The organism is Herbaspirillum robiniae (assembly GCF_002213415.1).
Classification (GTDB): domain Bacteria; phylum Pseudomonadota; class Gammaproteobacteria; order Burkholderiales; family Burkholderiaceae_D; genus Herbaspirillum; species Herbaspirillum robiniae.
In genome coordinates, this window is record NZ_NJGU01000014.1 from 31317 (window position 1) to 53738 (window position 22422).

19 protein-coding genes are annotated in these 22422 nt (G+C 58.8%); 10 read left to right on the forward strand and 9 right to left on the reverse strand.

Annotated elements, in window-relative coordinates; all coding sequences use genetic code 11:
* The first annotated feature begins 42 nt into the window (after positions 1-42).
* Together CEJ42_RS21390 and CEJ42_RS21395 are read left to right on the forward strand one after the other, a co-directional pair.
* Positions 43-969: a glutaminase gene (locus CEJ42_RS21390; protein ID WP_088752469.1), complete on the forward strand. Its 927-nt coding sequence runs from the start codon at positions 43-45 to the stop codon at positions 967-969.
* An 11-nt stretch (positions 970-980) separates the two neighbouring features.
* The gene (locus CEJ42_RS21395; protein WP_129587814.1) at positions 981-1841 is read left to right on the forward strand and encodes a hypothetical protein; all 861 of its coding nucleotides are present in this window, start codon (positions 981-983) and stop codon (positions 1839-1841) included.
* A 97-nt stretch (positions 1842-1938) separates the two neighbouring features.
* Here the strand turns inward: CEJ42_RS21395 and CEJ42_RS21400 are convergent, their stop codons facing one another.
* A complete protein-coding gene (locus tag CEJ42_RS21400; RefSeq protein WP_088752471.1) occupies positions 1939-3213 on the reverse strand; it encodes a DUF445 domain-containing protein in 1275 nt (424 codons plus the stop codon).
* 212 nt (positions 3214-3425) lie between these two features.
* Between CEJ42_RS21400 and CEJ42_RS21405 the strand changes: the two genes are divergently transcribed.
* From CEJ42_RS21405 to CEJ42_RS21420, 4 genes are all read left to right on the forward strand, one after another.
* Positions 3426-4112, forward strand: a complete 687-nt coding sequence (locus tag CEJ42_RS21405; protein ID WP_088752472.1) for a GntR family transcriptional regulator — start codon at positions 3426-3428, stop codon at positions 4110-4112.
* A gap of 253 nt (positions 4113-4365) precedes the next feature.
* Positions 4366-5448, forward strand: a complete 1083-nt coding sequence (locus CEJ42_RS21410) for a BMP family ABC transporter substrate-binding protein (protein ID WP_088752473.1) — start codon at positions 4366-4368, stop codon at positions 5446-5448.
* Between the two features lie 56 nt (positions 5449-5504).
* Positions 5505-6134 (forward strand): flavin reductase family protein, encoded by a 630-nt coding sequence (locus CEJ42_RS21415; protein ID WP_088752474.1) that lies wholly within the window; start codon positions 5505-5507, stop codon positions 6132-6134.
* 8 nt (positions 6135-6142) lie between these two features.
* Positions 6143-6616 carry a nucleoside deaminase gene (locus CEJ42_RS21420; RefSeq protein WP_088752475.1) on the forward strand — a complete coding sequence of 158 codons (474 nt, stop codon included), beginning with the start codon at positions 6143-6145 and terminating at the stop codon, positions 6614-6616.
* Here the strand turns inward: CEJ42_RS21420 and CEJ42_RS21425 are convergent.
* The gene (locus CEJ42_RS21425; protein ID WP_088752476.1) at positions 6613-7455 is read right to left on the reverse strand and encodes an SIR2 family NAD-dependent protein deacylase; all 843 of its coding nucleotides are present in this window, start codon (positions 7453-7455) and stop codon (positions 6613-6615) included. The two genes, CEJ42_RS21420 and CEJ42_RS21425, sit on opposite strands and share 4 nt — an antisense overlap.
* Positions 7456-7653: 198 nt before the next feature.
* On the opposite strand from CEJ42_RS21425, the gene CEJ42_RS21430 reads away from it, so the two are divergent.
* From CEJ42_RS21430 to CEJ42_RS21440, 3 genes are all read left to right on the forward strand, one after another.
* The gene (locus CEJ42_RS21430; RefSeq protein ID WP_243397921.1) at positions 7654-7908 is read left to right on the forward strand and encodes a helix-turn-helix domain-containing protein; all 255 of its coding nucleotides are present in this window, start codon (positions 7654-7656) and stop codon (positions 7906-7908) included.
* A 177-nt stretch (positions 7909-8085) separates the two neighbouring features.
* Positions 8086-10260: a sensor histidine kinase gene (locus CEJ42_RS21435; RefSeq protein ID WP_088752477.1), complete on the forward strand. Its 2175-nt coding sequence runs from the start codon at positions 8086-8088 to the stop codon at positions 10258-10260.
* A complete protein-coding gene (locus CEJ42_RS21440) occupies positions 10260-11333 on the forward strand; it encodes a DNA-binding transcriptional response regulator (RefSeq protein WP_088752478.1) in 1074 nt (357 codons plus the stop codon). Before CEJ42_RS21435 ends, CEJ42_RS21440 begins: the two co-directional genes overlap by 1 nt.
* Positions 11334-11359: 26 nt before the next feature.
* Here the strand turns inward: CEJ42_RS21440 and CEJ42_RS21445 are convergent, their stop codons facing one another.
* Entirely contained in the window at positions 11360-12934 is a 1575-nt protein-coding gene (locus CEJ42_RS21445) for a DNA cytosine methyltransferase (RefSeq protein ID WP_088752479.1), read from the reverse strand.
* Between the two features lie 44 nt (positions 12935-12978).
* Here CEJ42_RS21445 and CEJ42_RS21450 point away from each other — a divergent pair, with 44 nt between their 5' ends.
* Positions 12979-13440, forward strand: a complete 462-nt coding sequence (locus CEJ42_RS21450) for a very short patch repair endonuclease (RefSeq protein ID WP_088752480.1) — start codon at positions 12979-12981, stop codon at positions 13438-13440.
* Positions 13441-13501: 61 nt separating this feature from the next.
* Here the strand turns inward: CEJ42_RS21450 and gyrB are convergent, their stop codons facing one another.
* From gyrB to CEJ42_RS21480, 6 genes are all read right to left on the reverse strand, one after another.
* Positions 13502-16000 (reverse strand): DNA topoisomerase (ATP-hydrolyzing) subunit B, encoded by a 2499-nt coding sequence (gene gyrB, locus CEJ42_RS21455; protein ID WP_088752481.1) that lies wholly within the window; start codon positions 15998-16000, stop codon positions 13502-13504.
* A gap of 135 nt (positions 16001-16135) precedes the next feature.
* Positions 16136-17242 (reverse strand): DNA polymerase III subunit beta, encoded by a 1107-nt coding sequence (dnaN, locus tag CEJ42_RS21460; RefSeq protein WP_079217403.1) that lies wholly within the window; start codon positions 17240-17242, stop codon positions 16136-16138.
* 1122 nt (positions 17243-18364) lie between these two features.
* Positions 18365-19765: a chromosomal replication initiator protein DnaA gene (gene dnaA, locus CEJ42_RS21465; RefSeq protein WP_079217404.1), complete on the reverse strand. Its 1401-nt coding sequence runs from the start codon at positions 19763-19765 to the stop codon at positions 18365-18367.
* Between the two features lie 406 nt (positions 19766-20171).
* Positions 20172-20939, reverse strand: a complete 768-nt coding sequence (locus CEJ42_RS21470; RefSeq protein WP_079217405.1) for a class II glutamine amidotransferase — start codon at positions 20937-20939, stop codon at positions 20172-20174.
* A gap of 220 nt (positions 20940-21159) precedes the next feature.
* Positions 21160-21477: a hypothetical protein gene (locus CEJ42_RS21475; RefSeq protein WP_079217406.1), complete on the reverse strand. Its 318-nt coding sequence runs from the start codon at positions 21475-21477 to the stop codon at positions 21160-21162.
* Between the two features lie 675 nt (positions 21478-22152).
* On the reverse strand, positions 22153-22386 hold the full coding sequence (locus CEJ42_RS21480) for a hypothetical protein (protein ID WP_079217407.1): 234 nt from the start codon (positions 22384-22386) through the stop codon (positions 22153-22155).
* Positions 22387-22422: the final 36 nt, after the last annotated feature.

Below are 22422 nucleotides of genomic sequence, written 5' to 3' on the forward strand. Positions count from 1 at the left end.
ACATGTATTGCCGTACATCGCCACCATTACAACGACGCCCGCATGGATACTCCCCACAACTTCAATCCCATCCTCGAACAAGTCCTTGAAGAAGTCCGCCCGCTGACGCTGCAGGGCAAGGTGGCCAACTACATTCCCGAGCTGGGCCACGTCGACCGCAACAAACTCGGCATCGCGCTCTACCTGCCCGACGGCGGCACCTATACCGCGGGCGATGCGCACGAGCGCTTTTCGATCCAGAGCATCTCCAAGGTCTTCACGCTGATCATGGCCTACCGCAAGCTGGGCGACAGCCTGTGGCAGCGCGTGGGGCGCGAGCCGTCGGGCAATCCGTTCAACTCGCTGATCCAGCTCGAGACCGACCAAGGCATTCCGCGCAACCCGTTCATCAACGCCGGCGCGCTGGTGGTGACCGACGTGCTGTGCAGCCAGTACGTGAACCCGCACCTGGCGATCCTGGAATTCATCCGCCAGATCAGCGGCGTGGAAGACATCAACTTCAACCCGCGCGTGGCGCGCTCGGAGGCGCAGCACGGTTTTCGCAATGCGGCGATGGCCAATTTCATCAAGAGCTTCGGCAACCTGAAGTCGCCGGTGGAGAACGTGCTGGAGACCTACTTCCGCCAGTGCTCGATCGAGATGAGCTGCGCCGAGCTGGTGAGCGCGGCGCAGCTGCTGGTGCATTACGGCACGGCGCTGGGCGTCTCCGAGGCGCTGCTCACGCCCAGCGAAGTGCGGCGCGTGGCCTCGATCATGCTGACCTGCGGCACTTATGACGCGGCCGGGGACTTCGCCTTTCGCATCGGCCTGCCGGCCAAGAGCGGCGTGGGCGGCGGCATCCTGGCGGTGGTGCCGGGACGCATGGCGCTGTGCGTATGGTCGCCGGCGCTGGACGCGCACGGCAATTCGCTGGCGGGCAGCCGGGCGCTGGAACTGTTCTCGGGGCGGACGGGGTTTTCGATTTTCTGAGGATTACGGATGTGGTTGGTTTGCTGCGGTTGGCGGTGTGCGATGAAGGTAGGGGGCGGTGTTGTTCGGCGGTGGTCGATGCGCGACGAACGACGCTGGATCCCGGCCTGCGCCGGGATGACGGCGGTGGGGTGGGGGTTGTCGGGTTCGGTTTTTTTCGTTGGTCGCTGACGGCGTTTGAGAGCCCGACTGCCTCATCTCTCTTCTCCGTCATCCTGACGAAAGTCAGGATCCAGCGTCGTTCAGCGGCCGTCGAGGCACAACGAAAGACACTGGATCCCGGCCTGCGCCGGGATGACGGCGGTGGGGTGGGGGTTGTCGGGTTCGGGTTTTTCCGTTGGTCACTGGCTACGTCTGCAAGCCCAACTGCCCCATCCCTCTTCTCCGTCATCCTGACGAAAGTCAGGATCCAGTGTCGTTCAGCGGCCGTCGAGGCACAACGAAAGACACTGGATCCCGGCCTTCGCCGGGATGACGGCGGTGGGGTGGGGGTTGTCGGGTTCGGGTTTTTTCGTTGGTCGCTGACGGTGTTTGCGAGCCCGACTGCCCCATCCCTCTTCTCCGTCATCCTGACGAAAGTCAGGATCCAGTGTCGTTCAGCGGCCGTCGAGGCACAACGAACGCCACTGGATCCCGGCCTGCGCCGGGATGACGGCGGTGGGGTGGGCGTTGTCGGGTTCAGGTTTTTCCGTTGGTCACTGACGACGTCTGCAAGCCCGACTGCCCCATCCCTCTTCTCCGTCATCCTGACGAAAGTCAGGATCCAGTGTCGTTCAGCGGTCGTCGAGGCACAACGAAAGACGCTGGATCCCGGCTTTCGCCGGGATGACGGCGGCGGGGTGGGCGTTGTCGGGTTCAGGTTTTTTCGTTGATCGCTGACGATGTTTGCGAGCCCGCCTGACGATCGCTGACGACATTTGCGATGTCTGCCCGACGATCGCTAACGGCGGCGCCATCAACCAGCCCGGCTCAATGCAAAGGCCCCCATCCAGCCAGCCGTTGCATCAACCACGAAGCCCCGAACAACAAAGCCCCCACCAGCGCGCCGACCACCGTCCCGTTGATCCGGATGTATTGCAGGTCGCGCCCGATATGCAGCTCGATCTGCCGCGACAGCTCCTGCGCGTCCCAGTTCTTGACGGTGTCGCTGATATGCCGCGTCAGGAACCCGGCCACCTCCGGACTGAGCGAGCCGATGGCCTGTTCCAGGTGGCGGTTCAGCGAGGCGCGCAGCTCGGCGTCTTCCAGCAGCGCCCGTCCTATCCACTGCGTGCCGCCCGCCACCTGCGCGTGCAACGCCGAGTCCTCGCGCGCGAGGTCTTGCCGTATCCACTCGCGCAGGCTGTTCCACAACCCTGCGACATAGGCGTTCACCGCCTCGCCCTCGAGCAGCTCGCGCTTGATCTCTTCGGCGCGTGCGCGCAGGCCTTCGTCTTCCTTCAGGCGCGTGACAAACCCGGCCACCTGTTTGTCGAAGGCTTGCCGCAATGAGTGCTGCGGATCCTGGGCGACGCCGGTCAGCAGCTTGTCGATGATGTCGGCCAGGGTCTCGGCGGACTTTTCGCCGATCCAGCTCGACGGCAGCACCTTCTCGATCTTGGGATATTCGCGGCGCAGCCACTCGACCATGCTCTGGGCGATGAAGGCGCGCGTCTGCTCGCGGTTGAGCAGCTCGACCACCTGCACGATGACGCGGTCCAGCAGCTGCTGGTGGCGGCCGTCCTGGGTCAGGGTGTCGAGGATGGCGGCCAGCGAGCGCGACAGGTCGACCTTGCCCAGCGCCGCATGCAGCGCATCGCGCACGAAACCCTGGATCTTGCGGTCGTCGGTGAGCGTCAACAGCCCGGCCATGGCCTGCGCCATGTAGGCGCCCAGGCGCGCGGCGTTCTCGGGCGCGGCCAGCCAGGCGGCCAGACGCTGCGCCGGATCGTGGCGGCGCACCAGTTCGGTCAGCGACTGCGGGCTGAGGAATTTCTCCTGGACGAACTGCGCCAGGTTGTCGGCGATGCGGTCCTTGTTGCGCGGGATGATGGCGGTGTGCGGCAGCAGCACCTTGCGAAACAGCGCCGTCACCGCGAACCAGTCGGCCAGTGCGCCGACCGTCGCCGCCTCGGCCATGGCGCGCAGCAGGTCGACCCACCACGCGCGCGGGGACAGCGAGGTCGCAACGAAGACCGCCACCGACGCCAGCAGGCAGAGCAGGGCGGCGCGTTTGGCGCGGCGCAGGGAGAGTTGTTTGTCCATCCGGCTTGGAGAGAGGGTGGGCCCAGGAATTCCGCAGACGCCCCCATGATAGCCGCTCGACCCATGACGCCGCCGGCCAGGCGCGCGGCTTGCTAGAGAAACCGGATACGCAGCCCGCAACGATGCGGCCACGCCCATCGCCTGCGGAGCACGTTATGATACCGACCGGCCGACCCGGATCGGCCGCCCGATCGCAGCCTTGTCCGCCGCCCATGAAACCGCAACGCGCCACCGCCGACCATCCCGAGACCCTCGACCAGAACGTGTACGAGGCGATCTTCAACGCCGTCATGCACGGCCGGCTCAAGCCCGGCACGCGGTTGCAGGAGGCCAGCCTGTGCGAGCAGTTCGGGGTCAGCCGCACAGTGGTGCGGCAGGCGCTGCGGCGCCTGTCGGAGCTGCGCATCGTCGATGTGGTGCCCAACAAGGGCGCGGCGGTGGCCACGCCGGGGCCGAAGGAAACGCGCGACGTGTTCGCCGCGCGGCGCGCGATCGAGGGCGCCATCGTGCGCGAGGTGGCGCGCCATATCGACCACGGCGACCTCGCGCGACTCAGACAGCGCCTGCAGGCCGAGCACGCCGCGCTGCACGAGGGCGACCACCCGCGCTGGGTGGCGCTGGCCGGCGGCTTTCACCTGGCGCTGGCGGAGCTCTCGGGCAACCAGGTGCTGGAGCGCATGCTGACCGAGCTGATGACGCGCTGCTCGCTCATCGTCGCGCTGTATGAGGTCCCCGGCGAGGCCAGCTGCGAGCACGACGAGCACGCCCGCCTGGTCGACCTGCTGGCGCTGCGCGACGGCAACGGCGCGGCGGCGGAAATGGAGCGCCACCTGCTGGCGCTGGAGGCGCGCCTGCGCCTGCCGGAAGAAAAATCCGACGCCCTGCGCCGCGCCTTCTGATTCCTTTTCGTCAACGTCACCCGCCGGCGTGCGCCTGCACCCGCCCGCGGCTGGTGCAGACGCACGCCGGCGGGCTGGCCGATGCCCGTTTTCGGCTCATTTCTCGAAATGTATACAATCTATATAAGTTCAATAAATCCTTTTAAATCAGTAGTTTGATTTAATCTAAAGGCTGGCATTCAACTTGCATGTATACGATCAAGGCGAACCCTCGCCACCGATCGATATCACTCAGACAAGGAGTCCTGCCGCCATGAACCGCCGTCAATTCCTGCTCGCTTCCAGCGCCGCCGCCCCGGCTGCGTCGTCGCAACCGTTCGCCGCGCTGGCAGCCGCCCCGAAACTGAAGATCGGCTTCATCTACCCCGGCCCGGTGGCCGACATCGGCTGGTCGTTCCAGCACGAGCTGGGACGCCGCATGCTGGAGAAGGAGTTCGGCGCCCGCATCGAGACGGTGTTCGTCGAACGCGTGCCGGAGACGCCGGAGGCCGAGCGCGTCATGCGCCAGCTGATCGACGACGGCTGCAAGATGATCTTCGCGACCTCGTTCGGCTTCATGAACCCGGTGCTGCGCGTGGCCAGGGACAATCCGGACGTGATCTTCGAGCACTGCTCGGGCTACACCATGGCGCGCAACGTCGGCCTGTACCAGACGCGCTTCTATGAAGGCGCCTACGTGCTGGGCACCATCGCCGGCCGCATGACCAGGACCAACACGCTGGGCTACATCGCGCCGATTCCCATCCCCGAGGTGATCCGCAACCTGGACGCCTTCGTGCTCGGCGCGCGCAGCGTGAACCCCAAGGTCAACACCAAGGTGGTGTGGATCAACGCCTGGTACGACCCCAGCCTGGAGCGCGATGCCGCCCAGACCCTGGCCGGGCAGGGCGCCGACGTGTTCTACCAGAACACCGACTCGCCGGCGCCGGTGCAGGTGGCGGAAAGCAAAGGTCTGTACGCCTTCGGCCAGGACTCCGACATGAGCCGCTTCGGCCCCAAGGCGCACCTGACCGGCAACACGCTGAACTGGGGCGTGTACTACGTGCACAAGGTGCGCCAGGTGCTGGAAGGCAAATGGAAGGCCGAGGACACCAAATGGGGCATGAAGGAAGGCATCGTCCAGCTCGCCCCCTACAACGCCGCGCTGCCCAAGGACGTGCTGGCGCAGGCCGAAGAACGCCGCAAGGCCATCGTCGCCGGCACGCTGCAGCCGTTTGCCGGCCCCATCAACAACCAGGCCGGCCAGCTGCAGATCGCCGCTGGCAAGGCCGTACCCGAGTCCGAGCTGTGGACCATGAGATGGTATGTGGAAGGCATCCAGGGCAAACAGCCCTGAGCCCGGCCATATCATCGCCAAGGCCGCCGCACAGGGACGCACAACATTGAACCGCCATGACTGAAATCGACTTCTCCGAGATCGGCACCTACCAGCGCTACAAGCTGATGGCCAGCCTGATCGTGCCGCGCCCGATCGCGCTCATCACCACCCTGGGCGAAGACGGCACGGTCAACGCCGCGCCGTTCTCCATGTTCAACATGCTGGGCGAAGACCCGCCGATCGTGATGGTCAGCATCAACCGCCTGCAGGACAGCGCGCTCAAGGACACCGCCGCCAACATCCTGCGCACCGGCGAATTCGTCGTGCACCTGACCGACGAAGCCATGTGCGCGCAGATGGACGCCTGCGGCGCCACGCTGCCGCCGCACCAGAGCGAGCTGGAGCACGCCGGCCTGCGCGCGCTGCCCTCGCGCACCGTCAAGCCACCGCGCATCTCCGAGGCACCGGTCGCCTTCGAGTGCGTGCTGCACGAGAAGCTGGAGACGCCCAGCCGCTACATCTTCATCGGCCGCGTACAATGGCTGGCCGCGCGCGATGGCCTGGTCGACACCGAACAATGGCGCGTGCGCCTGCAGGACTACCACCCGGTCGGCCGCTTCGGCGCCAGCTTCTACCTCAACGCCAGCGGCCGCTTCACGCTCGACAAAACGCAAGCCGCCACCACCCCCATCGACGAAATGTGAGGCCCGCCATGACCACTGCTTTCACCGAACAGGACACCGCCGCCATGCACCTGGCCATCGCCGCCTCCGCGCAGGCGCTCGCGCGCGGCGACATGCCCTTCGGCGCGACGATGGTCTCGCCGGCCGGCGCGGTGCTGATGACGGAGATGAACAACCAGAACACCGCCGCCGACTGCACCGGCCACGCCGAAATGGTGCTGGTGCGCCGCGCGCAGAAAGAGCTGGGCCTGGAAGCGATGCGCGGCGCCACCGTCTACGCCAGCGGCGAGCCTTGCGCGATGTGTTGCGGAGCGATGTTCTGGGGCGGCGTCGGGCGCGTGGTCTATGCCGCGTCCACCACGCAGATCGGCGAGGCCCTGGGCGGCCCGCTGTTGCCCTTGCGCGCCGCCGGCGTAGTCAATGGCGCGATGCCGGCGGTAACGGTCGAAGGACCGCTGTTGGGAGAAGACGCCGTGGCGGTGCTGCGCAGTTTTGAAGGCTAAGCCAGCAGCAACTGCAGACCCGCCAGCGCACCACAGGGCAGGCCGACCTGGTCGGCCCCGTTCACCTGCCACTCGCGCGGATTGATCCGCACCAGCGGCACGCCCAACCCCTCCCCCATCCTCCGCACCGACGGCACCGCCGTGCCGGCCCCGAGTTCGATCACCACCGGACGCTTCGCCTGGTCCAGCCAGGCGCGCATGCGCCGGTACTGCGCATCGGTGCGCCGCTCGTTCCAGCGATAGTCGTTGAACATCAGGATATTGGGCCGCGCCACCGCACCGCAGGAAGGGCACAGCGGCAGGGGCGAGCTCAGACGGCAATGCGCCATGTCCACCTGCGGCGCCACCGCATCGGCCGGCCAGATGGCAGCGCCCGCGCCGGAACAATCGTCGCTGCATTGCAGGTGATGGATGCTGCCGTGGCACTCGACGATGCGCTCCTCAGGCACGCCGGCCTTCTGGAACTGGCCGTCCACGTTGCTGGTGAAGACGAACATGCCTTGCGGCTTGGTCTTTGCCAATTCATTGAGCAGCGCAAACCCGGCGTGGGGAACGGTCTCGCGATACAGGTTCAGCCTGTGGCCGTAGAAACCCCAGGACAGCACGGGATCTTCGGTGAAGGCTTCGCCGTTGGCGATGTCGGTAAAGCTGATATTGGCTTTGGCCAGGGGCGGGTAGGCCTTCCAGAAACCCTCGTTGCTGCGGAAGTCGGGGAGGCCGGAGTCTACGCCCATGCCGGCGCCGGCGGTGATGATGAGGCTGTCAGATTCTTGAAGCCATTGGCGGGCGCGGGTGAGTGTAGTCGCCCTAACCAAGGATAAGGTCTGCGTGGCTGACATCTTGGGCTCCTATTCATATAAGGCTTGATAATGCTGAGAGCGCAATGGGACCGGGATCGTCAGCCGACATAGATAGCATGAGAGGCACAACCAATGAATCGGTATATTTTGAATAATGTTGTCTAAAATTTACATATGGTTTTATTTAGATAATAGACCGTTACCCATTGGCGTCGGATGCTTTTGGCGATGAAGAATATGGAAACTCTGCCGAGCGCACGCGAAATCTTTGGACTTAATGTTCGAAAAGCTCGTCGACTGAAGGAAATTTCGCAAGAAGAACTCGCTTTTCAGGCGGGTATTAGCAGGACTTACCTTAGTCAAGTAGAAGGTGGAACGAGAAATATTTCCGTAGACCACATGGAAGCTCTAGCAAATGCTCTAGAAATCGCGTTACAAAAGTTGTTGGATCCAGCGCTGTTTGTCATGACCTCTGTTCACTTAGAAGATTGAACTCCCGAGAAGGGAACGACAATTCAGAGTTTGGCTTCGTTCCAGATATATCTTCCATGCGATTATTCTTATCATCTGGTAAATTCGTGTTACGTAAAAATTGTAACTTCTGAGCGAGCCGTTCAAGGGGGCCATGTGGCAATCGTCGGTTCATAACAAGAAAACATGGGGGGTTAAATGGCGAAACTACGCCCACGAGCAAGAATTATTAGAACTATCGGAGATCAGCTTATTAGCGGCCCCGAAGCGGCTCTCATAGAGTTGGTAAAGAATGCATATGACGCAGACTCACCTTTGGTTCACATTACTATTACTCCCCAAAATAGCGACCGGGCCAGTAAAGACTCCATCGTGGTCATTGATCGAGGTCACGGAATGTCGGCATCAGATTTGACAGAGAAGTGGTTTGAGCCGGCCACTAGCGACAAGGTTGAGCGACGTAAAAGCCCAGGTGATCGGACAATGTTAGGAGCAAAAGGGGTCGGGCGATTCGCCACGGCGAGACTCGGCTCCTATCTAAATCTAAAGACCGTCAAGAAGTCAGAGGCTAAAACTGAAGTGAGCGAAATCACCCTAAATTGGGCCGATTTCGAGCACAGTAAATATTTGGATGAGGTCGATATTGAGGTCCGAACACACCCTGGAAATATCCATGATGTTCCTGGCGTCACACTAGAAATTAAAGACCTAAGAGACTCATGGACAGAGAACCAGCTAAGACAGTTAGTTAAGGAACTACGTCGGATTGCGTCTCCTATTGTTGCTCGGGAAGATCAATTTAAGATTTATCTTGACATCTCGGCATTCAATTCGGACATCCATGGTTTTGACGGTCAAGCACTAGTTTCTGGTGCGAATCGAGAATCCGACAGCGATGATATTGATCCAACTGAAATCCGGCCATTGCCCATCGGCGAAATCTGTCATTACACGGTCAACGGAATTTTCAAGAATGATGGTTCGTTTTCTGGAACATTCATAAATCGCCGCGGCGACCACAAACCTCAACCAATAGAAATAAGTGCCACGGACCTTACGACAGATGAAGCAGCTTGTGGAAGCCTGCAATTGAAATTGAACATCTATGATCGCGAAGGAGATGCTGTAGTAGATCTTTTTCAGGCGTTGGGTTTAGGTGCAATTGGGCGACTCGAGGCGAAAAAAGTACTTGATGAAAATATAGGCATCGGTATCTATCGGAATGGTTTTCGCATCCGCCCTTATGGCGATGCAGAGACAGACTGGCTAGAGTTGGAAAGAATGCGCGTTCAGAATCCCTCAAAGAAATTAGGCCTCAATCAGGTATGGGGGATGGTAGAAATTGAAGATGAATTCTCGTCTGGATTGATAGAAAGAAGTAGTCGTGAGGGCTTAGAACACAACGGTTCCTTCGAGCGCTTGCAAAGGCTAATCACCGACCTACTCACCATTGTGGAGACAATTCGCCAAGACTTCCGTCAAACGGCAGGCCTCAGTAGAAAAACAAATGTAGACACTGATGAAGTAAAGGAACGCGCCAATCTTAGAGCGACTACTCGCGCTATCTCCGATCTACCCGTGAAATATAGGGAGAAGCTAGAACGAGCAATGAAGCAAGACAGCTTGGCGTTGAAAACATCTATTGGAGAGCTCGAAACATATCAACAAGCGCTTGCATCTCACTCAACATTGGGCTTGGTTGTTGCTCAAGTTTTGCACGATGGAAGACGCTTCCTTTCTGATGTGACTACTCGTTCAAAACGTTTGGTAGAAGGAGCACCTAGACTTGAAGAAAACTCCAAGTTTGGGGAGCACTTCCGCAATACTTTTAATGGCGAAGCCAGCTCTATTCACTCATCAGCGGGACAGCTGAACAAGTTATTCAGAACCCTTGATCCAATTTCTGGAAAGAAGCGGGGACGTCCAAAAAACTTTGCTCTTACAGACGTATTGGATAGATGTATTGGTTTGTTCAGCGATTCCATAAAGGACCACTCCATAGAATTAGAAATACTTGGTGCGGAGGAACAGCCGTTAGTTGTCGGCTATGAAGCGGATCTAATGGCTGCCCTGCTGAACATAATTGATAATGCAATTCATTGGCTGGGTGTGAGTTCTTTAAAGCCTCGCAAATTGAAGCTTTCCACTGTTCATTCAAAAAAGTACGTCCGATTAAGTATTTCGAATAATGGCGCGCTGATAGATGAGAGATTCTATCCTCGACTTTTTAGCCCTGGTTTCTCGCTAAAAACAGAAGGATCAGGAATTGGGTTGGCCATAGCCAGGGAAGCTATGCGAGCAAGTAAGGGGGACGTTGCTTTTGACCCTGACGCTGACGAAACAACTTTTGTTATTGAGATGAAGAGGGCGTAATGGAAAGTTTTGCCGAACTGCGCATATTGGTCGCTGAAGACGAAGAGTCAAAAATCAAAGAATGGGTCGACGCAATTGCGGCACACAATGTTGACGTCGAAAACAAAAAATTCTCTGTCAATGCACAATTTGCAAAAAGCGTCCAAGGCGCATTGTCGCTAATCGGTCAATTCCGTTTTGACGCGGCAGTCGTTGATCTTCGCCTGGAGATCGAAGACGGCGTAGAGGAAAACAATACGAATGGGAACGACTTGGTGCGCCATATTCTTGTAACAGAGCCTATGGGTGTGGTGGTATACACCGGTCAACAATCCGAAGCGGACGACTATCGTGTACCGCAAGTCCGGATAATGAACAAAGGTGAAGGGCTAGCCCAAGTATTTGATTGGCTTTCTTCTAATAAAGATCTGTTCTTACGACTACGCGCTGCAAATCAGACGTTCAATAGGGAAACAGCCAAAATCTTCTTCGGATCTATTTGGCCGCGTTGGAATCACTGGACAAGCGACTCTCTGCCTGGCAACCAGAGCCTGACGGATGTTCTTGCTCGACACGTGGTCGCTCACGTACATGACGCGTTGCTCGATGCCAGCGGAGATCGTACTCATCCAGAGGAGACTTACTTCGTTCCCCCAATAAAAAACCGGCTTGATACCGGAGATTTAGTAAATATAGATGGTGACGTTTGGATTGTTGTAACCCCGAGATGTGATCTTGCTTCCGCCGGAAAAGTTGAGACCATCCTCTTGGCTAAATGCAAGGATGTTTCTGAGTTATGGGCGGCAGCATTGGGCGCTGGCGCAAAAAGCGAAAGAAAATGCAATGAGCTTATACAGCACGAACGAATGCCAAAGCAGCATTTTCTGCATCCGATGAGGGACAACAATAGCCAAACGCACGGCCCATGGATGGCACAGTTTCACCATATCAGAGCTTTACCTGCAGCAGAGGCGGTAGTACAGCTGCTTCCACTGCGATTCGCTTCACTATCGCCGCTTTTTGTCCCTTCACTTGTAGAACGTTTTGGAGCCTACTTCAGCAGAATCGGCACACCTGCATATTCTAGCGAGTAAGAATATAGTGATGGCGCTTGACGAGATTAGCTAATCTCGTCAAGCGCCATCTTAACGATAAGGCCAATCTGGCACGCCAAAAACGGGGGAACCGCGTTACCAACCTGATGATATTGCTGTGTTCGATTTCCCTGAAAGAAATAATTATCTGGAAATGTCTGAAGCCTAGCAGCCTCTCGCACTGTTAAGCTACGGCACTGCTTAGGATCTGGGTGGATGAAGTAATGGCCATCTTTGGAGATATGACTAGTGACAGTTGTTGAAGGTCCGGACCACATCTGAACTTTGAATCTGTCAGCAAATTTCCCGCTTTCCCAATTTGCATGGGCCGGCTTAAGGCCTTCCGCCATATTAAAATCCTCATGCCCTTTTGGAGAACGACCTTGGACATGGGCGTAAGTGGTTGCATATGCATAACGCATCAGATCTGAGGCCATGTGGCCACGCGCTTCGTGGTTTAGCCACACCGCTAAGCTTTTATCTTCATACCATTGATTTAAGGCACCGCTTTTCCCTAACGTTAATGTGGGCCGTGCTTTCGCTATTCGAAGTCCTCCTATTGAATAGCGCCCACTGATAAGCGTCGCGTTGCGCGCGAGTTCTTTTTCAAGTTCAACGGCCCCTTTTTCTTTGGCAGCTCTGCTCAATATCTCGAACTGCTGCTTTACTGTCTTAGTCCACTCGTTGGCGTCGTCAACTCGCCGGCTCAAATGACTACGCAGTGGAGGCAGAGTCTCAATTGCCTCTTTTACCGACGACGGCTGCGCACGGCGCTTTAGCAGTGTTATTTTTTTCAGCCCTAGATCTCTTCTTACGCCAACAAGAATGACTCTGTGGCGCGCTTGAGGTACGCCGTATTCTTCAGCGCGAACAATGAATTTACGGGGATCTAATTCGCTAAAATCGGAATCAGCGTCAAAATAGATATCGTGGGACAAGGAAAAAATCCGATAGCCGGATTTTTTAGACTTCACTCCTATTGCTTGGTCCGGATCTGCAAGATCTTCAAGTATCGACTTGAACATCTGCTTATTAGCCACCGACGCTGAAAGAATACCTTTTACGTTCTCCATGACGAATATCGCTGGACGATACTTTTGGATAATCCGTAAGTACTCTTTATAAAGAAAATGACGATGATCATTTTCTGGACGATAGTCGCTATTTCCCTTATTTCTGGAGCGTCCCACCAAGGAATATGCTTGACACGGTGGCCCACCAATCAAAACCCAAGGCTTTCTGTCGCTTAAGCCAGCATCACTAATAATCTTATCCAAGCGCTCATTATCTTTTTCATCTCCAAGCGTGAGACGCAGCGCCTCAGCTTCAGCTTTTTGCTGAGCAGCACGAATTGTGGGTGTGACGGGAAAGACCTCGGCTCGATTGCAGAACGCATAGTAGTGAATAAGCTCTGCTGGCGTCTCTCTTTTCAATATTCGATAAAACGCCCTCAGCATCAAGGTGCGATGCGCGAACTTATCCATTTCGGCGGACACTAGGATCCGAAAAGGGTCCGTTGCCACTGAAGAAAAACCTTCGCCCAGCCCCCCCGGGCCAGCGAATAAGTCCACTATGGGGATGACTTTTTTGCTTGAACTCATTCTTTTAACAAGAATTCATTGTTTTAGTATGCGTGACGAATGCCATGGATATTGTCGATAGCACAATCCGATCTCGAATGATGGCCAACATTCGCTCTAAAGACACGAAACCAGAAATGGCTGTTCGTAGATATCTACATGCCAATGGCTTCCGATATCGACTACATGATCGTCAGCTGCCAGGAAAACCCGATTTATCTTTACCCAAATACAGGACTGTCATCTTTGTCCATGGCTGCTTTTGGCATCAACATGAGAGCTGCAACAGAGCTTATATGCCCAGTTCTAGAAAAGAGATTTGGCAAAATAAATTCGCGAACAACAAGCGCAGAGATGTACGAGTTATTCAAGAACTAGGGGAATTAGGTTGGCGAGTGATTGTGATCTGGGAATGTGGCTTGGCGAAGTCTTCGACTGCCACATCCTTAGACTGGCTGCCCGCGAAAATCAAACAAAGCGAAGAGCCATTTTTAGAATGGCCCTGTACCCCAACCAAACACCCGTAACCGCAATGAGCCTCATCGAAATGCTGCCGGGTGTTTTAACAATCTTTGCTTGAACAACCCATCAAACGTCAATATTCCCCGCCTGCAACGCATTAGACTCAATAAACGCCCGACGCGGCTCCACATCATCCCCCATCAGCGTCATGAAGATCTGATCCGCAGCAATCGCATCTTCAATTTGCACCTTCAGCAAACGACGCACGGTCGGATCCATGGTGGTTTCCCACAGCTGCTCGGGATTCATCTCGCCCAGGCCTTTGTAGCGCTGCTTGTTGACGCCGCGTTCGGCTTCGTCCCGCAGCCAGGCCATGGCCTGGCGGAAGTCGGTGATGGCGGATTCCTTGCGCTTTTCGCCGGTGCCGCGGGCGATGACAGCACCCTTGCGGATCAGGCCCTTGAAGGTCTGGGCGGCGGTGCTCAGGACCTGGTAGTCGGGGCCGCTGGCGAAGTCGGCGTCGATCACGGTGGCCTTGATGTTGCCGTGGTGGCGGCGCTGGATGTGCAGGGCGACCTTCTCGGAGAGTTCGTCGAGCTTGGCGATGACTTGCACGGTGGGGTCGGCGATGGCCTTGGTGAGCTCGGCTGCGGTGGCTTCGGCCTGGGCCAGGTTTTCCATCTTCAGGACGACGCCGGCGTTCATGATGGCGTCCAGCGCGGCCTCGTCGATGGCGCGGGTCAGGCGCATGATGATGGCGTTGGCGGTGTTGTACTGGCGGGCCAGTTCGACCAGGGCGTCGCCGCTGATGCCGGCGGCGTCTTCAGCGGGCTTCAACTCGGCGTCGTTGAGGGCGATCTGCATCATGTATTGCGCTTCCTCGAAGTCGTCCTTGAGGTAGCGCTCGTCCTTGCCGGCCTTGACCTTGTAGAGCGGCGGCTGGGCGATATAGATGTGGCCACGCTCGACCAGCGCCGGCATCTGGCGGTAGAAGAGGGTCAGCAGCAGGGTGCGGATGTGGGCGCCGTCGACGTCCGCATCGGTCATGATGATGATGCGGTGGTAGCGCAGCTTGTCCGGGTTGAATTCATCGGCGCCGATGCTGGTGCCCAACGTTGCGATCAGGGTGGTGATCTGCTCGGAGGAGAGCATCTTCTCGAAGCGCGCCTTCTCGACGTTCAGCACCTTGCCGCGCAGCGGCAGGATGGCCTGGAACTTGCGGTCGCGGCCTTGCTTGGCGGAGCCGCCTGCGGAGTCACCCTCGACGATGTAGAGCTCGCACAGGGCCGGGTCGCGTTCCTGGCAGTCAGCCAGCTTGGAAGACAAACCCAGACCGTCCATGACGCCCTTGCGGCGGGTCAGTTCGCGCGCCTTGCGCGCGGCTTCGCGCGCGCGGGCGGCTTCGACGATCTTGCCGCAGATGATCTTGGCGTCGTTGGGCTTTTCCATCAGGAAGTCGGTCAGGGTCTTGGCGACGATTTCTTCGACCGGGCCGCGCACTTCGCTGGAGACCAGCTTGTCCTTGGTCTGCGAGCTGAACTTGGGCTCCGGCACCTTCACCGAGAGCACGCAGGTGAGGCCTTCGCGCATGTCGTCGCCGGAGACTTCGACCTTGGCTTTCTTGGCCAGGTCGTTTTCTTCGATGTACTTGTTGATGACGCGGGTCATCGCCGCGCGCAGGCCGGTCAGGTGGGTGCCGCCGTCGCGCTGCGGGATGTTGTTGGTGAAGCAGAGCACCTGCTCGTTGTAGGCGTCGTTCCACTGCATGGAGACGTCCACCGAGATGGTGGTGCCCTGGTCGGACTGCTTCTCGCCGGTGGCCTGGAAGATGGTCGGGTTGAGCACGCTCTTGTTCTTGTTGATGTATTCAACAAAACCGCGGGTGCCGCCTTCGAAGGCGAAGTTTTCTTCCTTGCCGGTGCGCTGGTCGGTGAGCTTGATGTGCACGCCGTTGTTCAGGAAGGAGAGTTCGCGGATGCGCTTGGCGAGGATCTCGTAGTGGAACTCGACGTGGGTGAAGATCTCTTCGTCGGCCCAGAAGTGGACTTCGGTGCCCTTCTTGTCGGACTCGCCGACGACCTTGATGGGGGAGACCTGGATGCCGTCGATGGTTTCCAGTTCGCGGTTCTGCACCACGCCCTTGGCGAACTCCATGGAGTGCACTTTGCCGTCGCGGCGGATGGTCAGCAGCAGCTTCTTGGACAGCGCGTTCACGCAGGACACGCCCACGCCGTGCAGGCCGCCGGAGACCTTGTAGGAGTTCTGGTCGAACTTGCCGCCGGCGTGCAGCTCGGTCATCACGATCTCGGCGGCGGAGCGCTTGGGTTCGTGCTTGTCGTCCATCTTCAGGCCGGTGGGGATACCGCGGCCGTTGTCGGTGATGGAGATGGAGTTGTCGGCGTGGATGGTGACGTGGATCTCGCTGCAGTAGCCGGCCAGTGCCTCGTCGATGGAGTTGTCCAGCACCTCGAAGACCAGGTGGTGCAGACCGGTGCCGTCAGAAGTATCGCCAATGTACATGCCGGGACGCTTGCGCACCGCTTCCAGGCCTTCCAGGATCTGGATGGAGGAAGCGCCGTAACTTTGCTGCGCGGTGTTGGTGTTGTCTGCTGGGCTGGAGGACATGGTTACCTTCTGAAAAAGCTAGCCAAACGACTAGAGAACTGCGAAAAAACGACAGGGAACTGCTTAAAACGGAATTCTTAAAAGCGACTGAGGGGCCGTCTCGGACGGCCCCTCGTTCGCTTGAAGCGGTAATGCTCAGATACGCATCGGCATGACGACGTATTTGAAGTCGGCGTTTTCCGGGATGGTGATCAGGGCCGACGAGTTGGCATCGCCCAGGGCGATGTTGACGTAGTCGTTCTTGAGGTTGTTGAGGACGTCGAGCAGGTAGCTGACGTTGAAACCGATGTCGACGGTGTCGCCGCCGTAGTCGATTTCCAGCTCTTCGACCGCTTCTTCCTGGTCGGCGTTGGTGGAGCTGATCTTCAGGCTGCCGGGAGCGATCACCCAGCGCACGCCCTTGAACTTGTCGCTGGTCATGATGGCGGCGCGCTGCAGCGAACGCAGCAGCTGTTCGCGACTGATGGTGAAGCCGTTCTTGTAGCCCTTGGGCACCACGCGGGTGTAGTCGGGGAACTTGCCTTCGACCAGCTTGGAGATCAGCTCGATGTCGGCGAAGGTCAGCTTGACCTGGTTGTTGGCGATCTCCAGCTTGACTTCATCGTCGCTCTCGTCGAGCAGGCGCTGCAGCTCGATGATGGTCTTGCGCGGGATGATGACTTCCTGGCGCGGGAAGTCCTGTTCGGTGGCGACCTGGCAGAAGGCCAGGCGGTGGCCGTCGGTGGCGACCGCGATGACGTTCTTGCCTTCGACCACCAGCAGCAGGCCGTTGAGGTAGTAACGGATGTCCTGCTGGGCCATGGCGAAGTGGACCATGTTGAACAGGTGCTTCAGGGTCTTTTGCGGCAGGGTGACCTGGGCGTTGTACTGCTCGGCCTGGGCGACGGTGGGGAATTCTTCCGCGGCCAGGGTCTGCAGCGCGAAGCGCGACTTGCCGGACTGCACCGTCATGCGCTTGTTGGCCAGGGAGATCGATACTTCGCCGGAGTCAGGCAGGGCGCGCAGGATGTCGAGCAGCTTGCGCGCAGCCACGGTGGTGGCGACCGCGTCGCTGCCGGAACCGACTTCGGCGTGCGTGGTGATCTGCACTTCGATGTCGGTGGACAGGAAAGACACCTTCTCGCCGTCCTTGCGGATGAGGATATTGGCCAGAATCGGCAATGTGTGCCGACGCTCGACAATACCGCTCACGATCTGCAGAGGACGCAGGAGCGTGTCTCTTTGGGTTTTAACCAATTGCATAGTCTGTTTGTCCTTGCTAGTAGTGGTCATTAAAGGATGCCATTGGCGGGCTTCCGGTCATGCAAATGTCGCGCGTGTTCCTCCTCTGGTGAAAAACAGCTGCATGCAGCCGGAACCTGCCTGAATACGCAACGCTCCTGCATTTGCATGTCCGGCCGCCGCCGGTCCGAAACCCGTTCCGAAGAAGCCGGCAAGTCGGCCGCGGCGGATTGTTGCGGGCTTCTCAACGATCCTTGGCGACGCTATGCACTGGCCACACGTTATGAACATTTGGAGGTTAATTCCCGTTTTTAAAGGGATTTTCTCCGAAGTTTCCGTGATACCCCGCGGATTTTCTGCGTTCTGGGCGGCCCTTGCGTCCGCCGGCGAAATATCGTCTGACATTGTACCAATCATCCCCCTTTCCGAGTAGTCGCTTGAGCCTCGGAAGAGGGCTTTTACGAAGGAAATTGATGGGGCGGCGCGGGTGCTTTGCGGAATGCGCCGGCCGCTCGCCGGGCGGCGCGGGGATGGGCATGCGCGTTGTGGATAAGTCGGGTTTGGCGAGCGGCGTTGTGCCGCTTTTTTGTGCACGGATGGGGTGGCGACTTGATGCGCCGGTTGGCTTAGGTTTGTGAGGATTTGTGGATAAGTTATGTTTTCCACATTGCCTGTTTGGCTATGCCTTCTTTGTCGAGGGCGCCCTTGGCTATCGTTGTGTATAAGTCATCTTGTTCACAGGCGATTTTTTTGACTTCTCTTGGCTCGCTGAGTTGTTCACAAGTTCGCCTAGTGAATGCGGGTGTGGGTAAGTCGATGCCTGCGTCGCCAAACGCCCGCCGCTGCCTGCTGTGGATAATCCTTGGTGCCCGCGGGACGCGGGTTTCGGGCTGATGGATGGATCTTGCCGCACGCGTCTGACGTGCCGGCTTGTGGATAAATTGACCGGCGGGCCAAACCCGCATTCTTTCCGGCAAGTTGATTTATCCACCGCCGGAAATACGCGCCGGCCCGCTGGCGCAAGGTGCTGTGGACAAATCATCGTCCCCAACAAAAATGCCGCCCGGTTTGCAGCCGGGCGGCATTTTCATTTTCCGTGGGCGATGTGGACAAGATTTCCTTGTCCACAAGCGCCGGCGGCCATCATCCCTTCAGGGTCTGCTCCAGCACGTGCAGCTCGTGGTTGCACTCCGGGCTCTTGGCGCGGTCGGCGGCGATCTTGCGCACCGCGTGCAGCACGGTTGTATGGTCGCGGCCGCCGAAGAGGTCGCCGATCTCCGGCAGACTCTTCTGGGTCAGCTCCTTGGCCAGGTACATGGCGATCTGGCGCGGGCGGGCGATATTGGCCGGGCGCTTTTTCGAGTACATGTCGGCGACCTTGATGTTGAAGAAGTCGGCCACGGTCTTCTGGATGTTTTCCACCGAGATCTGGCGGTTCTGCACCGACAGCAGGTCCTTCAACGCTTCCTTGACGACATCGATGGTGATGTCCTTGCCGTGGAAACGGGAGTAGGCCAGGATCTTGCGCAGCGCGCCTTCCAGCTCGCGCACGTTGGAGCGCAGGTGCTTGCCGACGAAGAAGGCGACGTCGTCGGACAGCACCACGTCTTCGGCAGCAGCCTTTTTCATCAGGATGGCCACGCGCATTTCCAGCTCGGGCGGCTCGATGGCCACCGTCAGGCCGGAGTCGAAGCGGGAAATCAGGCGATCGTCCATGCCGGTGATTTCCTTGGGATAGGTATCACTGGTGATGATGATCTGCTTCTTGGCGGCGATCAGCGCTTCGAAGGCGTAGAAGAATTCTTCCTGGGTGCGGCTCTTGCCGCCGAAGAACTGGATATCGTCGATCAGCAGCAGGTCCAGCGAGTGGTAGTAGCGCTTGAAGTCGTCGAAACCCTTGCGCTGGTAGGCCGTGACCACGTCGCGCACGTATTGCTCGGCGTGGATGTAGCGGATCTTGGCGCCCGGGTTATCCACAAGCACCTGGTTGCCGATGGCGTGGATGATGTGGGTTTTACCCAGGCCCACGCCGCCGTACAGGAACAGCGGGTTGTACGAGGTGCCGGGGTTGTTGGCGACCTGCGTGGCGGCGGCGCGCGCCAGTTGGTTGGCCTTACCGGTGACCAGGTTGTCGAAGGTCAGCACCGGGTTGATGCGCGACTGCTCCTGGCGAGGCGCCACCGCGCGCACCGGCGCGGCCGGCTCCGGATCGAGGTGCAGCTGCTCGTGCGTCGGCAGGCCCAGGCCCGATGCGCCGCCGCCGCCTGGCTGGGCGCTGGCCGACGCGCGGCGCGCCTGGCCGATGCGCGGATCGAGCACGAACTGGACTTCGGTGGGCGCTTCCCAGTACTCGCTGGCGAGGTTGGTGATGCGGTTGGCGAACTGGGCCTTGACCCAGTCCAGCTTGAAGCGATTGGGCGCGGCGATGCGCAGCAAACCGTCTTCGTAGTCGAGCGGAATGAGCGGCTTGATCCAGGCGCTGTATTGCTGAGGCGTCAGCTCCTGCTCAAGCTTGGTGGAGCAGGTCTGCCAGAAATTTTCCATGAAGCTTTCTTATTGAATGAGGTGCGGCGCCGGGGTAGCGGTTCGGGGTCGGGGTGGCCGAGATAATGAACCGGGCACGAACGAGGGACGCATTTTACCCTGATGCGGAGAAGTTATCCACAGGCGATGAGGCAATTTGCCAGAGTAAAAAATAATATCCACAGGCGGGAAATGCGGGGTTCGTGCATTATTTTTTTGACAAGCCTCAGCCCGACGCTGCTCACAGGGGGACAGAGTCAATGGATTGCTGTTTGAGCAACTGTTTATTTGGGGACAATGTTGCTGGTGATCTACACGCCGATTTAGGGGAGACCTTGTGACTTTGTCCCTTTTGTCGTTTTTTTGGCTGACAACCGGCCCCGAAATGGGGCCGTTGAGCGGCGAAAATGAATAATCCGCCGCGTTTTTATTCCACCACCTCGCCGTCGACGAAGACCTTGAGCTCGCCGGGCTGGTATTGCGTCCACACTTCGTTGTCGGTCAGCGGCTGAGTGACGATGACGGCCACGCGGTCGTTGACGGTGGTGACCTCCGAGAAATCGACCGAGAGGTCGTCGTCGGAGAGCTTGGCGCGGGCGAAAGGATGCTTGCGGATGATGTAGTAGAGGTTGGTGGAGCAGTGGGTATAGAGCGCCGAGCCGTCCGAGAGCAGCATGTTGAAGGTGCCGTGGCCGGCGATGTAGTCGGCGATCTCGCGCAGCGCGGCGCGCAGCTCGGCCAGCGGGGGCAGGGCGTCGCCGAAGCGCTTGCGGATCTCCTGCAGGATGTAGCAGAAGGCCAGCTCGCTGTCGGTGGTGCCGACCGGACGGAAGGGGCCGTCGAGCTGCGGCGTGAAGTTCTTCAGGTCGCCGTTGTGGGCGAACACCCAGTAGCGACCCCACAGCTCGCGCACGAAGGGATGGCAGTTGGCCAGCGTGACGCGGCCCTGGGTGGCCTTGCGGATGTGGGCGATGACGTGCTGCGACTTGATCGGGTAGCGCTTGATCAGCTCGGCCACCGGCGAGTCGACGGCGGCCTGGTGGTCGACGAAGGTGCGCACGCCCGAGCCCTCGAAGAAGGCGATGCCCCAGCCGTCGCTGTGGTGGTCGGTGAGTCCTCCGCGCGTGGCGAAACCGGTAAAGCTGAAGACGATATCGGTCGGGGTGTTGCAGTTCATCCCAAGGAGCTGGCACATGATGGTCGGGTGTGGATAAGTATTTCCGGGTCGACAACGTTATCACGATTGCCGCGCGCTGCAACACCGCTTCTTGCGGGCACATAAAAAAAGCCCCGCGAGCTTGCGCTTGCGGGGCTAATCCTTCCTAAAGAGGGAGGAGGAGACACAGTACGTACTACAAAACCTCAGACTACTTACAGACCAGAAGCCGGTCGGCCTCGAGCTGCGGGCGGGGCGCTCAGTCGCGCGCGGCCATGTTGCGCAGTTCGGCGGCGAAATTGGGTTGGGTCATGCTGTATTCGTTGGCCATGCGGTTGAGCATGCGCTTGCCGCTGAACTTGTGCGCCAGGATGCGTTGCTCCAGCGACTTGCGCGGCTTGACCAGCAATACGGCGGCTTGCGCCAGACCCATGATCAGCGGCTTGAACACCATCAGGAAGGTCACCAGAGCGCCCAGTCCCAGGGCCGGGCGCAGGTAGGCGGCCAGCATGCCGACCAGGGCCTGCGCGAAGGGAATCGCGGTTTCGGCGGGGAAGGCAAGGTTCAGGAAGGACATGATATTTCTACCTCTGATAATTCTGTCGCGACACGGTTTCGCGGCGTTCAATCTCACTGTTGTTGCGTCGCAGTATGGCTGGTGGCGGCTTGTATGACTACTTTAGAGTTCTCATATCAGATATAGCTTTGGTGAATGAGGGTGTGAGATTTGCGCCGGGATCTGGCCTGCCGGCCGGAGAGCCTTTTCCGTGGCGGGATTGCGACCGCCACGCCACGTCAGTTTTGGGCGCTGCAACGACCGCGCGGAGGGCGCTGAAGCGAAAATACAACGCCACGTTGTGGTTTTCCCGCGCGGCGGTGAATATCTCCGAGAATGAGGGCGCAGGCGGCGCCGTCCGCGCCTGGGGATAATCCGGTCGCAGCCGGCGCCGGCCACGCGGCTCGCAACCCGTCGCAGGCACGAAAAAAAACCCCACAGGCTGAGCCTGCGGGGTTAATCCTTCCTAAAGAGGGAGGAGGAGACAACGGATCGGAGTCCTGACGCGTTGATCGAATCAGCGTCAACACAAGCGCCGTACGCGCCGGAACAACCGAAATCCTTTACTACCAGGGCGACGGCCGGTTAGGCCTTTCGCCGGGTCGCGCAGCCGATGGGGCGCAACCGGTAAAACTTGAATCCTGAACTACTGTCGGCCTGCCGGCGCCTCAAGTCGCCGGCCGGTCGGTGCGACGATCAGCCGCGGGAAGCGATGAAGCGCAGTTCGGCGGCCAGGTTCGGCTGGGTGGCTTCGAACTTGTCGGCCATGCGGTTCAGCTGGCGCGAACCGGCAACACGATCCTGCTCGGCGGCGACCAGAGCGACGGCTTGCAGCTCGTGGGCCTTCACGAAGTGGATGAAGATGTTGCGCATGACGGCTGCGAACTTGCTCTTGAAAGTGCTGTTGGTGCTTTGTGCGATGGTTGCCATGATTCGATCCTTGACGATGTGTGTTATGTTGCATTG

Coding starts and splice junctions, on each gene's coding strand:
- CEJ42_RS21390 (WP_088752469.1), top strand. CDS start 43: ATGGATACTCCCCACAACTTCAATCCCATCCTCGAACAAGTCCTTGAA.
- CEJ42_RS21400 (WP_088752471.1), bottom strand. CDS start 3,213: ATGGACAAACAACTCTCCCTGCGCCGCGCCAAACGCGCCGCCCTGCTC.
- CEJ42_RS21405 (WP_088752472.1), top strand. CDS start 3,426: ATGAAACCGCAACGCGCCACCGCCGACCATCCCGAGACCCTCGACCAG.
- CEJ42_RS21410 (WP_088752473.1), top strand. CDS start 4,366: ATGAACCGCCGTCAATTCCTGCTCGCTTCCAGCGCCGCCGCCCCGGCT.
- CEJ42_RS21415 (WP_088752474.1), top strand. CDS start 5,505: ATGACTGAAATCGACTTCTCCGAGATCGGCACCTACCAGCGCTACAAG.
- CEJ42_RS21420 (WP_088752475.1), top strand. CDS start 6,143: ATGACCACTGCTTTCACCGAACAGGACACCGCCGCCATGCACCTGGCC.
- CEJ42_RS21425 (WP_088752476.1), bottom strand. CDS start 7,455: ATGTCAGCCACGCAGACCTTATCCTTGGTTAGGGCGACTACACTCACC.
- CEJ42_RS21430 (WP_243397921.1), top strand. CDS start 7,654: ATGGAAACTCTGCCGAGCGCACGCGAAATCTTTGGACTTAATGTTCGA.
- CEJ42_RS21435 (WP_088752477.1), top strand. CDS start 8,086: ATGGCGAAACTACGCCCACGAGCAAGAATTATTAGAACTATCGGAGAT.
- CEJ42_RS21440 (WP_088752478.1), top strand. CDS start 10,260: ATGGAAAGTTTTGCCGAACTGCGCATATTGGTCGCTGAAGACGAAGAG.
- CEJ42_RS21445 (WP_088752479.1), bottom strand. CDS start 12,934: ATGAGTTCAAGCAAAAAAGTCATCCCCATAGTGGACTTATTCGCTGGC.
- CEJ42_RS21450 (WP_088752480.1), top strand. CDS start 12,979: ATGGATATTGTCGATAGCACAATCCGATCTCGAATGATGGCCAACATT.
- gyrB (WP_088752481.1), bottom strand. CDS start 16,000: ATGTCCTCCAGCCCAGCAGACAACACCAACACCGCGCAGCAAAGTTAC.
- dnaN (WP_079217403.1), bottom strand. CDS start 17,242: ATGCAATTGGTTAAAACCCAAAGAGACACGCTCCTGCGTCCTCTGCAG.
- dnaA (WP_079217404.1), bottom strand. CDS start 19,765: ATGGAAAATTTCTGGCAGACCTGCTCCACCAAGCTTGAGCAGGAGCTG.
- CEJ42_RS21470 (WP_079217405.1), bottom strand. CDS start 20,939: ATGTGCCAGCTCCTTGGGATGAACTGCAACACCCCGACCGATATCGTC.
- CEJ42_RS21475 (WP_079217406.1), bottom strand. CDS start 21,477: ATGTCCTTCCTGAACCTTGCCTTCCCCGCCGAAACCGCGATTCCCTTC.
- CEJ42_RS21480 (WP_079217407.1), bottom strand. CDS start 22,386: ATGGCAACCATCGCACAAAGCACCAACAGCACTTTCAAGAGCAAGTTC.